This window comes from Halopseudomonas sp., assembly GCF_047631575.1.
Lineage (GTDB): Bacteria > Pseudomonadota > Gammaproteobacteria > Pseudomonadales > Pseudomonadaceae > Halopseudomonas.
In genome coordinates, this window is sequence record NZ_JBLIAB010000001.1 from 677948 (window position 1) to 690397 (window position 12450).

Consider the following 12450-nt stretch of genomic DNA (forward strand, 5'->3'; position numbering starts at 1 on the left):
CGCGTCAATGTGGCGCCTACCGTTGCAACGGGCAATAAATCGTCATATTGTGACACCTTCATGCAAGGATGGCTCTGTTCATGCTCAATCAGCAAATCTGGCTAAGTCCGTCGATTCACCCGGTTTACGCGCGGTTGATATGCGCCGAATTGAGGCGTCGTGGATTTTCCGATCTCCAGATCCTGCATGGAACCCGCCTGAGCTGGCATACGCTGCACCATGACAATCGCTTTCTCAGCTTCGACCAGATGCATCGCCTGGTTCTCCATGCGCTGTCCCTCAGCGACTGCTCCTGGCTGGGCATCGAGGTGGGTCGACACACCGATGTATCGGCCCATGGCGCGGCTGGCTACGCCAGCATTGTCACCGATGATGTGCGCTCAGCAGTGGGCATCATCAACCGCTATTCCAGCCTGCGCCAGAACATTGCCGCATTCAGAATCGATCCGCAGAGTTCAGCCATGTTGGTACTTGATGAGCGCCTGATCCTGCCGGAACTGCGCGAATATCTGCTCGGCCATTTCACGACAGCAATTTTGCGCCTACTGGAGACTGCAACCGGATTACCACTGCACCAGGAACTCACACTGCATTGGCCTATGCCCGAAACAGATGGTTCCGAGGCCTACCACCAGGTCGCCGGCACAGTCGTGTTCGGTAGCGATCAACTGCGCCTGGAGTTACCCTCGGGGTATCTCGACAGCCCCTGCCTGGCTGCTGACCCTGATGCCGAGCGGCTAGCGCTTCGCGATTGCGAGAACCAACTACAACGGCTAGTGCGCGGCGGATCCCTGAGCGAGCGGATCAAGCAGCGACTGCTGGGCAGCACTGACCAGTATCCCACGCTCGAGCAGATGGCCGTTCACGAACATATGGCACCGCGTACGTTGATACGCCATCTCAACGATGAGGGCGTGCGCTACCAGACACTGCTGGACGATGTTCGCTGCGATCTCGCCTGCTGGCTGCTATCGCAAACCACTTTGAGCATCGAAAGTGTGGCCGAACGGCTAGGCTACCTGGACCCGACCAATTTCAGCCGAACTTTCCGCCGCTGGCTAGGGGTAACACCACGGGATTTTCGCCAGCAAGCAGCTCAAGTTTCATCCAGGTTTGACGCGGGTAGTGGCGCAGACCTACAGTCTTGACTTAGTGTTGATGGATCACGGAACATACTGATAGAAATATCAAACCAGTCCGGCAGTAGACGCCGGTCTTCGATGATGAAAAACCAGGGATTCAGGTCACATTTCGCATATGCTATCGCCGCCCATCTTACTCCCCCGCCAGGCCTTATGCGGGTCTGCTTCGCATGCTCTTCTCTTTATCTGGCTGTTGCTGGCCAGCTTGTCCGCATTCGCCGCGAAACCGCTGATCGTCGACGACACTACTGAGTTGGTATCCGATCTGCAGCCCCATATTAGCTACCTATCCGACCCTAGCCACGCTTTGGGGCTGGAAGATATCATCGCCCAGACCTCGGCTTTTCACTCGGCGTCCGAGCGCACGGGCTTGAACTTTGGCTATACCCATGACCGGGTTTGGTTCAAGACCGAACTTGTGTCCACCGCGCAAACACACACCGACTGGATAGTGGAGATGCGCTACCCCTCTTTGGACCGTGTCAGCCTCTTTAGCGGCGGTTCCGGTGGCGGAGAAGTCCAGCATCAGGGAGACACGTTGCCTTACCAGCAGCGAGACATGAAGCACCGCAACCCTATTTTCATGGTCCGTCTTGAACCGGGCGAAACCCGCACGCTGTACATCTCCGCCCAGTCCGAAGGAAGTCTCACGCTGGATCTTCAGTTATGGAAAGCTCAACACTTCTATGAGCATAGTCAGGGTACCTATGCGCTGTTGGCAATCTACTTTGGCATGCTACTAGCTCTGGCTATCTACAATCTGCTGTTATTCGCTGTGCTCCGTGAGCGCTCCTTCCTCCTGTATGTCTGTTTCGTAATTGCCTTCGGTGCCGGTGTCGCAGCCATTAACGGGCTGGGTGCACAATTTATCTGGCCGACCCTGGGCGAGCATGGCAACCGTATTCTGCCGTTCAGCTTATGTCTCTCTGCTGCCGTTGGTGTCCTCTTTACCCGGTCCTTTCTCGATACGGCTAGGCGCAGCCCATCACTTGATTCAGCTCTAGCGTTGTTTGCCTGGGTTGCCATGCTGGCCACGCTGGCAATCTTATTTATCGCCATCCAGCCTGCCCTGCAGCTGATGTCCATCGTTGGGCTGGCAACGACGTTGGTACTCTTAGCCACCGGTATTGTCTGCGTCATAAAGGGCATTCCAGGGGCACGTATTTTTGTCGTCGCCTGGCTGATGCTGCTGGTAGGCGGCATGCTTCTGGCGCTGCGCAATTTTGGTCTGATTCCGTCCAACGTCATTACAGTCAACGCCATGCAGATTGGCTCGGCAGTCGAAATGCTTCTGCTATCGCTAGGCCTCGCAGCCCGGTTTAACGAACTCAAGCGGCTCAAGGAGCAGGCCCAGCTGCAGGCGCTCTCATCACAAAAACAGGTTGTTCAGGCCCTGGTCCATCAAGAGCGTGTCCTTGCGCTGCGTGTCGCCGAGCGAACCGAAGAGCTGGCCGCTGCCAACAAGCGGCTCGAACTGTTAGCCATGCAGGATCCATTAACGGGTCTAGGTAATCGCTCCGCACTGGCCCGTCACGTACCTCAGGCCATGCATCGTACTAAACGCCGCAGGGAGCTGCTGGCGCTGATCCTCATCGACCTTGACGGGTTCAAGGCAATCAACGACGAATTGGGGCACGATATCGGCGACCAGGTACTCATTAGCATCGCCGGTCGCCTGAAGAGTTGTGCCCGGCAAACTGACTTGGTGGCGCGTCTAGGTGGTGATGAATTCATATTAATCAGTGAGGGCATCATTGATCAGGAAGATGCGTTAATGCAGGGCCAAAGGCTGCTCGATGCCTTGAGCTTGCCGCTGGAACTCGATGGAGCCAGCGTCAGTGTGGGTGCCAGTGTGGGCATCAGTCTGAGCAACGGCATTGAACCTGACATAGAGACATTAATGCGTCAGGCCGATCAGGCTATGTATCAACGCAAGCGCAGCGGCCGGCACGGGGTAGTACTGCATACCTCTTCCCTGCCAGTGGGAACCAATGCATGAGCATAATCCGACGGGGTGCAAGACGATATCTTGTCTGGGCACCTTTAATTGCCCTCTGCACTCTGGTGATGCTTTTATCGTCACCGGTGTCCGCCTCACTTCCAAGCCATACTTTATTGACACTCGATGGCACCGAGCAAGGTCTGGACCTACAACCCTGGATGGAACTTCGTCGCACCCGAAGTGATACGAGCTTTGAGGAGATCCTTTCGGGACCCGGAGCGTGGACCTCCGCGTCCAATTACAGCAGCATGCATTTTGGTTACAGTTCCGATGTACTCTGGATGAAGATAGACATCGCGTCTGCAGCTCAAAGGGAAATGATCTGGCATCTTTATTTCCCTTATTCATCCCTTAGCAGGGTTGTTCTGTTCGAGTCAGGCCAGCCTGAAAGGCTTAGTGGTCTGGGCGTGCCCCTCGCTCAACGCGACTTCGTTCATCGTAATCCGGCCTTCACGCTTCGCTTGGCGCCCGGAGAGCAAAAGACACTGTATCTGAGTGCCAAATCCGTTGGCAATCTTGGGATTACCAGCCAAATCTGGAACAGTGCGGCCTTTGCAAGTCACAGCGTCAGCAGTACCGCGATGATCATGCTGTACTGCGGTTTAATGCTGGGTCTGGGCTTACTGTACCTGTCGATTGGCGGTTTGCAGCGCAAGCGCCACTATGTATTGTACGGCAGCTATGTGCTGTTCTTCGTGCTGAGCGTGACAGCCTTCTCCGGACTGGGCGGGCGCTATCTCTGGCCTCAGGCGGGCGAATGGGGTACCCGACTGCTTCCCTTCGCCCTGACGGCAGGCGCTGCATGCGTCGCTCTGCTGCTACGTGACCTCTTTACCCGAGCCAATCGGCCTGACGTCTGGCGAAGCTTGCTGACTATACTGGCGATCACCAGCTCCCTGATGGCGCTCGGTGGTTTTTTTCTGTTTCCAGCCTGGATTAGCAGGGCCATGCCCTGGCTGGCGCTGCTGATCACTCTACTATCGATCTGCTGCATCGTGCGGGCCATAAGAGAGCAGGTTCCTGCGGCAAGCCTTTTCCTGCTAGGTGCAGGCCTGATGGCACTCAGCATCGCCTTGTTCGCACTGCGCGCAACCGGCATCGTGCCAGGATACCTGTTAACCGATTTAGCCGTACAAGGCAGCAGCGCCGCAGGTCTTCTTGTTGTCGCAATCGCGCTGTCTAGCCGAACTCATGCAGAGAGCAAACAGCAGCTATACGAACGCAATGCCACTATCGATGGTCTGCAAAACGCCCACGCTGCCACGCAACAACAGTTACTCGAATCCACTCAGCAGCTAGAAGACGTTAAAGCACAACTGAGAAACATGGCGCTCAAGGATCCGCTGACAGGCATGTCTAATCGTGCCGCTCTGGATTTGCATATCAATCAGACCTTGAGAAGAAGCAAGCGGCGGCATACACCGTTAGCAGTGATGCTGATCGACATGGATGGATTCAAACAGCTGAATGATCAACTGGGCGATGATACCGGCGACAGAATTATCTGTGCTGTCGCTAAACGACTGGCAGAGGTAGCCCGCGAGACCGATTTTGTAGCACGCTTGGGAGGTAACGAGTTCGTGTTGGTAGCCGATGATGTATCAGATACTCAGCAGGCCCAATTGATTGCCGAGCGACTACTGGACACCTTCACGCCAAACATTGAATTAGATGATCAGAGTATTTCACTGGGGATAAACATTGGTGTGACACTGACCCATGCTGCCGAACTGGACATGCCAACATTACTGCGCCAGGCCGATATGGCACGTTACTCGCGCAAGCGCAGTGGCCGGGGCGGGGTCAGCTTTCACTCACCGGCAGATACCGGCAATAGAACGTTATAAGCTTCTCCGCGACCAGCCCGATACGCATCCTCAGTTGGCAGGTACTACCCGCAGAATCTTTCCTTGGGCCGCATCGGTGAGCAGATAGAGTGCGCCATCGGGCCCGCTGCGCACATCACGGAAGCGCGTCCCCAGCTCCTCGAAAAGGGTTTCTTGAGCAGTGACCCGGTTACCATCCAGCTCGACTCTGCGCACGTTTCGTGCCGCCAGCGCGGACACCATGATGCTGCCCTTCCAGGCAGGAAAGAGCTCACCACGATAAAGCGTCATACCTGAGGGGGCGATAGAAGGCGTCCATTGCACCAGCGGTTGCTCGAGCCCCGGCAGCGACGTGTAAGGGCTGATGATTGATCCGTTGTAGTCCACGCCATAGGTGATCTTCGGCCAACCATAATTATTGCCAGGCTTGATCAGATTAAGCTCATCACCACCGCGCGGTCCATGCTCATGACTCAGAACGCGATCATTCTCCGCGTCATAAATAATCCCCTGTACGCTGCGATGACCGATACTGTATAGCTCTGGCAACACACCGCTCTGGCCCAGATAGGGATTATTATCCGGTACTGAGCCGTCACGATTGAGACGTACTATCGATCCCAAATGGCTAGTCGTCTTCTGCGCTTCTTCACGGTAATCAAAACCGTCGCCCAGCGTCAGCAGCAACGTATGGTCCGGCAAAAAGGCCATGCGTCCACCGTAGTGGGCATTACCCGCTTTGGCAGGCTTGACGCGAAATAGCTCGTCGACATTATCCAAACCTGTTGCCGTGAAGGTCGCGCTGCTCAAACAGGTATGGTTTGCTTCCAGCGTGCCACAGGCATAGGTCAAGAAAATCCGGCTATTGCTGGCGTACTCGGGATCAAGTGCGACCTCAAACAACCCTGCCTGACCACTAATGAACGCCTCAGGCACTCCTTCGATAGCGACCGGATTCAGCTCACCTTGGGCGTTGATATACCGCAACCTTCCGGCGCGCTCAGTCACCAGCATGCCGCCGTCGGGTAGGAAAGCCAGGGACCATGGAAACTCCAGCCCCTGTGCCACTGTTTCAATCTGATAGTCCGCTGCATATACGGCCGACGCGAAGGTCATTGCCAGTGATGCAGTCAGCACAGCGCTTTTGCTCTTCATGCTCAAATCTCCAAAAGACAATTCTCAGCCCAGAACGCGCAAGCCGCGTCTGGCTGGCGGGCGGGTAAACCGACCAAACAGCAAACTGCCAATACCTACGGCTGCCATGACGATCAGTAGTCCAGGGGTATGACGCGTAGCGGCGATAAAGGTCGGCATCGGCAATACATAGTTGGCGACGAGGAACGACACCCAGATACCCACTGCGCCCGCCAGAAAAAACAGCAACCAGCGCCAAGGTTTGAAAACCATGCCGAAACCATGAGCCGCAGGCAGAGCCAGCAAAAATGCGGCGGCGACCATGACACTGAAAAAGGGTGTAAACCCACTCAGATCACCGAGTGTGGTTGCCAGTCGTTCGGCCCCGGGGATGGGTACTCCGAGCTGCTGAAGTTCCCACAAATTAAGCTGGGTCTGCGCAACAGTCCCCAATATGGTCGCTAGCAAAACGCACACCAGGTAGAAGAAAATCACCCGCAAGATCGTCAATAACATAGATTGTATTCCTGTTCTTGTTGTTCCGATTGCATGCTACCCGGGTACACCAAAAGCCGCTCATTAGGTCGTTTCGGGTAGCTCGGGCAAGTTGCGCAACGCCTGCTCGTAAGCAGACATATCAAAGGCTGTATCACGGTCGAGCATCACACCTATGCTGTGCGCGAGTACCTGCGCCATCAGTTCGATACTATCTTCCCGTGAGTAGCCCACCAGTGTCAGCTTGTTCAACGTGGCCTGAGCTGCCGGGGGCTGGTCAACGGCAAGCTGATTCTCCAGTGCTTCCACCAGTCTCTCCCGGGCAAAAATCTCATCCGGTTCTTCTTCAGGTGCGCTCATACCCCCTCCTCCGATCAGCTATTATCAGTCTGCCAATTCAATTGATCTTCGGATCCAGCTCACCGGTAGCGTAACGCTGATACATGACTTCCAGGCTGACGGGTTTGATCTTTGAAGCATTTCCGGCAGCGCCAAACGCCTCATAACGAGCGATACAGATATCGCGCATGGCCTTGACGGTTTCAGCAAAGAACTTGCGTGGGTCAAACTCGCTCGGATTCTGCGCCATAAGCCGACGCATGGCGCCAGTCGATGCCAGACGCAGGTCCGTATCGATATTGACCTTGCGTACGCCATGCTTAATGCCCTCGACAATCTCTTCAACGGGGACGCCATAGGTTTCCTTGATGTCGCCACCATACTGATTGATGATTGCCAGCCACTCTTGCGGCACAGACGAAGAGCCATGCATGACCAAATGGGTGTCGGGGATGCGCGCATGGATCGCCTTGATCTGATCAATTGCCAGCGTGTCACCGGTGGGCGGCTTGGTGAACTTATAGGCGCCGTGACTGGTGCCTATAGCAATCGCCAATGCATCAACCTGCGTGCGTTTGACGAAATCAGCTGCTTCTTCGGGATCAGTCAGCATCTGACTGTGGTCCAGGATACCCGTCGCACCGATGCCGTCCTCTTCGCCGGCCTGTCCGGTTTCCAGACTACCCAGACAGCCAAGCTCGCCCTCAACCGATACGCCACAGGCGTGAGCCATCTCGACGGTCCGACGGGTTACATCAACATTATAATCATACTCGGTCGGATTCTTGCCCAGCTCGCACAGCGAGCCATCCATCATGACCGACGAAAACCCCAGCTGGATTGAGCGCTGGCAGATCGCCGGGGTGGTGCCGTGATCCTGATGCATGCATACCGGTATATGCGGAAATTCTTCGATCGCGGCCAGAATCAAATGGCGCAAGAAGGGCGCGCCAGCATATTTGCGAGCACCTGCAGAGGCCTGGACGATGACCGGCGAATCGGTCTTGTCTGCTGCCTCCATAATGGCGCGCATCTGCTCCAGATTATTGATATTAAAAGCGGGCACGCCATAACCGAATTCGGCCGCGTGATCCAGCATCTGGCGCATACTAATAAGAGCCATGAATATTCTCCTGAACAAAAAATTATAAAATATGAATATCAGACTGCCGCACCGGAGGCCTGGCTGCAAGTTGTCATCAACACTGGACTGCTAAGCATCACGCAACGAACTTAGCGTCACAGCTTGATGGGACTCGTTGCAGCCTCTTCAAGTATCTGTACGGCAGGCAGCACCTTACCCTCGACAAATTCCAGGAAAGCACCGCCACCGGTCGAAATATAGGATATGCGATCCGCCACGCCATACTTGTCGATGGCTGCCAATGTGTCACCGCCACCGGCTATGGAAAACGCAGGGCTCTCGGCTACTGCCAATGCCAGTGCGCGAGTACCCTCGCCGAACTGATCAAACTCAAATACACCTACAGGCCCATTCCAGAGAATAGTGCCTGCGGACTTGAGCAGTTCGGCAAAATGTTTGGCGGTCTGCGGACCAATATCGAGAATCATGTCATCGTCGGCCACATCGTCAATCAGTTTAACAGTCGCCTGCGCATCCTCTGCGAACGCCTTGGCCACTACTACATCGGTAGGCAAGGGTACGCTGACACGAGCGGCTATGTCTCGAGCAGTATCCAGCAAGTCTGCTTCATGCAGTGATTTACCCACCGGATAGCCGGCTGCAGCTAGGAAAGTATTGGCAATACCACCGCCGACAATCAATTGATCACACTTCTCGGACAAGGCATTAAGCACCTCTAACTTGGTGGAAACCTTCGATCCGGCAACGATGGCGGCCATGGGTCTGGCCGGTGACTTGAGCGCCTTGCCCAGCGCATCCAACTCGGCAGCCAGAAGCGGGCCAGCACAAGCTACCCGGGCAAACTTGGCTACCCCATGGGTAGAGCTCTGAGCCCGATGGGCCGTACCAAAGGCATCCATGACAAAAACGTCACACAGCGCCGCATACTGCTGTGCCAATTCATCATTATTTTTCTTTTCACCACGATTGAACCGCACGTTCTCGAGCAACACCAGCTCGCCTGGCTCAATTTCAACCCCTGCAAGGTAGTTGCGGATCAGCGGTACATCGCGACCCAGCGTCTTGCTCAGATAAGCAGCGACCGGGGCAAGACTGTCCGCCTCGGTTAATACGCCCTCTTCGGGGCGTCCGAGGTGCGAACAGACCATCACCGCGGCGCCCTGCTCCAGGGCGCGCTTGATTGTCGGCAACGCCGCCAGAATACGCGCATCGCTTTGCACCTTGCCATCCTTGACCGGCACGTTCAGATCCTCGCGAATCAGCACACGCTGATTCTTCAAATCCAGCTCGGCCATCGTCAATACGCTCATTACCGGCTCCTTGTTGTGAAATACAAAGTTATCTATTACTGAATCCGCGCTCGGGAGTACGCCATACTCATCTTCGCAACCAGTATTGCGCCACGTCGATCATCCGGTTGGCGAAGCCCCACTCGTTATCGAACCAGACCAGCAGGTTGACCATCCGCGGACCAGACACTCGCGTCTGACTACCATCCACAATCGCCGAGTGGGGATCATGATTGAAGTCGCAGCTGGCGTGGGGCAGCTCGGTATAGTCAAGCAGACCCCGGTACGCTCCGCGAGCGGCCTGCGCCAGCAATTGATTGATTTCCTCCGCGCTGGTATCCCGAGATGTCTGCAAGGTTATGTCCAATGCCGACACATTGACCGTTGGTACCCTTATCGCTTTGGCCTGAACACGACCAGACAGCTCCGGCAGAAGTCGTTCAATGCCCCGCGCCAGACCAGTGGATACCGGGATCATCGACTGGAAAGCCGACCGCGTTCGCCGCAAATCATCATGGTGGTAAGCGTCGATCACCGGCTGGTCATTCATCGCCGAATGAATAGTAGTAATCGACACATACTCCAGCCCGATTTGCTCGTTAAGCAGTTTAAGCAGAGGCACGCTGCAATTGGTTGTGCAGGATGCGTTGGACACCAGCCGGGAACTGTCGTCCAGCTGCGTTTCATTGACCCCGAAAACAATGGTGGCGTCCACAGCCTCCGCATTGGCCATCGGCTGAGAAAACAACACCCGAGGAATCCCGGCATTAGTGAAGCGCATGGCGTCTTCCCGGGTGGTGTATTGCCCCGAGCACTCCAGCAGCATATCGATATTCAGTGCCCGCCAGTCAATACCTTCCGGCTCCGTCTGACGCAGCACTTGAATAGGCTCACCGTCAACCATCAGGTTATTGCCGTCGACTGACACCCTGCCCGGAAAACGGCCATGGGTTGAGTCGAAACGCGTCAAATACTCGATACTAGCCTGATCAGCGAGATCGTTCAGCGCAACAATCTGCATACTTTCGCCGCCGCGCTCGTGCAACGCACGCAGCACGCAGCGCCCTATCCGGCCGTAACCATTCAGGGCGATACGAAAAGGAGCAGGTTTTGGCATCACTCTTCGAGCAACTCGTCGGCTACTGCCAGCACATTCTCCAGGGTAAAGCCGAACTCCTCAAACAGCGCAGATGCCGGCGCAGATTCACCAAAGGTATTCATACCGATGACCCGACCGTCGAGACCCACGTATTTGTACCAGAAGTCGCCGTGGCCGGCTTCTATCGCGATGCGAGCACCCACTTCCAGCGGCAACACAGCCTGGCGGTACTCGGCGTCCTGCTGATCGAACACGCTGGTACAGGGCACAGATACTACCCGTACTCGGTAACCCTGCTCGGTCAACTTCCCATGCGCTTGCATTGCCAACCCAACTTCGGAGCCAGTAGCGATAAGGATCAACTGCGGCTCGCCTTCACAGGCCTTGAGCACATAACCCCCTCGGGCGATAGCCGCTTCGGTCTCATTATCACGCAGTTGATGCGGCAGATTCTGCCGCGAAAAGATCAGGGCACTGGGTCCACCCTTGCGTTCGATCGAATACTTCCAGGCGACAGCCGCTTCGACGGCATCAGCGGGACGCCAAGTGTCTAAATTTGGCGTACTGCGCAGGCTGGTCAGCTGCTCCACCGGTTGATGCGTTGGACCGTCTTCACCCAGACCGATCGAGTCATGAGTAAACACATACAGCACCCGAACCTTCATCAGCGCCGACATGCGCACTGCATTTCGGGCGTATTCCATAAACATCAGGAAGGTCGCGCCATAAGGGATAAGACCGCCATGCAGCGCAACGCCGTTCATGATCGCGCTCATGCCGAACTCGCGCACACCGTAATACAGGTAATTGCCGGAGGCATCATCCTTCGTCACCCCCTTGCAGCCTTTCCACAAGGTTAGGTTTGAGCCGGCCAGATCAGCCGAGCCACCGAGTAATTCCGGCAACAAAGGACCGAATGCATTAAGTGAGTTCTGACTGGCTTTACGGCTGGCGATCGACTCACCCTTGGTAGCCACGTCGCGAATGAATGCAGAAGCCTTCTCGGAGAAGTCAGCGGGGAGATCACCGGCCATGCGACGCAAGAACTCTGTAGCCAGCTCAGGAAACTCAATCTGATAAGCTGCGAAACGCTGATTCCACTGTTGCTCCATCTGACTACCAGCCTGGCGTGCGTCCCACTCGGCGTAAATATTGTCCGGAATCTCGAAAGGTCCGTGTTTCCAGCCCAGCTGCTCCCGGGTCAGAGCAATTTCGTCAACACCTAACGCAGCACCGTGGGATTCTTCCTTACCTTGCTTGTTCGGCGAGCCAAAACCGATGATGGTCTTGCAGCAAATCAGAGTCGGTTTATCACTGTTGCGGGCTGTATCGATCGCCATCTTGATCTCATCCGCATCGTGGCCGTCGACGTTACGAATGACCAACCAACCGTAGGATTCAAAACGCTTGGGCGTATCGTCAGTAAACCAGCCCTGTACATCACCGTCGATTGAAATGCCGTTGTCATCATAAAAGCCGACCAACTTATTCAGTCCCAAGGTACCGGCCAGCGAGCAGACCTCGTGAGAGATACCTTCCATCAGGCAACCATCGCCCATGAATACATAGGTATGATGATCAACCACATCATGGCCGGGCCGGTTGAACTGTGCTGCCATGATCTTCTCGGCCAGCGCGAAACCGACTGCATTCGCCAGGCCTTGGCCTAGCGGACCGGTCGTGGTCTCCACGCCTGGTGTATAGCCGTATTCAGGGTGGCCTGGTGTCTTGCTGTGCAGTTGGCGAAAATTCTTCAGTTCGTCAATCGACAGGTCGTAGCCGGTCAGATGCAACAGCGAATAGATCAGCATAGAGCCGTGCCCGTTGGATAGTACAAAACGATCACGGTCGGCCCATTGGGTGTTGAGCGGGTTGTGCTTCATATAGTCACGCCACAATACTTCGGCGATATCGGCCATGCCCATTGGCGCACCGGGATGGCCGCTATTGGCTTTCTGCACCGCATCCATGCTGAGGGCACGGATGGCATTGGCTCGGTCACGACGGCTGGGCATGGGT

10 protein-coding genes are annotated in these 12450 nt (G+C 55.6%); 3 read left to right on the plus strand and 7 right to left on the minus strand.

From position 1 onward, the window contains the following. Positions 1 to 80: 80 nt before the first annotated feature. From ACJAXR_RS03200 to ACJAXR_RS03210, 3 genes are all read left to right on the plus strand, one after another. A complete protein-coding gene (locus ACJAXR_RS03200) occupies positions 81 to 1148 on the plus strand; it encodes an AraC family transcriptional regulator ligand-binding domain-containing protein (protein WP_415056784.1) in 1068 nt (355 codons plus the stop codon). Between the two features lie 199 nt (positions 1149 to 1347). Beyond that, positions 1348 to 3141 carry a 7TM diverse intracellular signaling domain-containing protein gene (locus tag ACJAXR_RS03205; protein WP_415056785.1) on the plus strand — a complete coding sequence of 598 codons (1794 nt, stop codon included), beginning with the start codon at positions 1348 to 1350 and terminating at the stop codon, positions 3139 to 3141. Continuing rightward, complete coding sequence (locus ACJAXR_RS03210) at positions 3138 to 4991, plus strand: diguanylate cyclase domain-containing protein (RefSeq protein ID WP_415056786.1); 1854 nt, start codon at positions 3138 to 3140, stop codon at positions 4989 to 4991. Before ACJAXR_RS03205 ends, ACJAXR_RS03210 begins: the two co-directional genes overlap by 4 nt. 30 nt (positions 4992 to 5021) lie before the next feature. Here ACJAXR_RS03210 and ACJAXR_RS03215 read toward each other — a convergent pair whose 3' ends face one another. The 7 genes from ACJAXR_RS03215 to tkt all read right to left on the minus strand — a co-directional run bounded on the left by ACJAXR_RS03215 (position 5022) and on the right by tkt (position 12446). Then, positions 5022 to 6125, minus strand: a complete 1104-nt coding sequence (locus ACJAXR_RS03215) for a PQQ-dependent sugar dehydrogenase (RefSeq protein WP_415056787.1) — start codon at positions 6123 to 6125, stop codon at positions 5022 to 5024. Positions 6126 to 6149: 24 nt separating this feature from the next. Continuing rightward, the gene (locus ACJAXR_RS03220; RefSeq protein WP_415056788.1) at positions 6150 to 6620 is read right to left on the minus strand and encodes a hypothetical protein; all 471 of its coding nucleotides are present in this window, start codon (positions 6618 to 6620) and stop codon (positions 6150 to 6152) included. 63 nt (positions 6621 to 6683) lie between these two features. Beyond that, the gene (locus ACJAXR_RS03225; RefSeq protein ID WP_415056789.1) at positions 6684 to 6959 is read right to left on the minus strand and encodes a hypothetical protein; all 276 of its coding nucleotides are present in this window, start codon (positions 6957 to 6959) and stop codon (positions 6684 to 6686) included. 37 nt (positions 6960 to 6996) lie between these two features. Next, entirely contained in the window at positions 6997 to 8061 is a 1065-nt protein-coding gene (fba, locus tag ACJAXR_RS03230; RefSeq protein WP_415056790.1) for a class II fructose-bisphosphate aldolase, read from the minus strand. 116 nt (positions 8062 to 8177) lie between these two features. Beyond that, positions 8178 to 9353 carry a phosphoglycerate kinase gene (locus ACJAXR_RS03235; protein ID WP_415056791.1) on the minus strand — a complete coding sequence of 392 codons (1176 nt, stop codon included), beginning with the start codon at positions 9351 to 9353 and terminating at the stop codon, positions 8178 to 8180. Positions 9354 to 9420: 67 nt separating this feature from the next. Next, positions 9421 to 10449: an erythrose-4-phosphate dehydrogenase gene (gene epd / locus ACJAXR_RS03240; RefSeq protein WP_415056792.1), complete on the minus strand. Its 1029-nt coding sequence runs from the start codon at positions 10447 to 10449 to the stop codon at positions 9421 to 9423. After that, entirely contained in the window at positions 10449 to 12446 is a 1998-nt protein-coding gene (gene tkt / locus ACJAXR_RS03245; protein ID WP_415056793.1) for a transketolase, read from the minus strand. The genes epd and tkt overlap by 1 nt, the downstream gene beginning before the upstream one ends. Between the last annotated feature and the right edge of the window lie 4 nt (positions 12447 to 12450).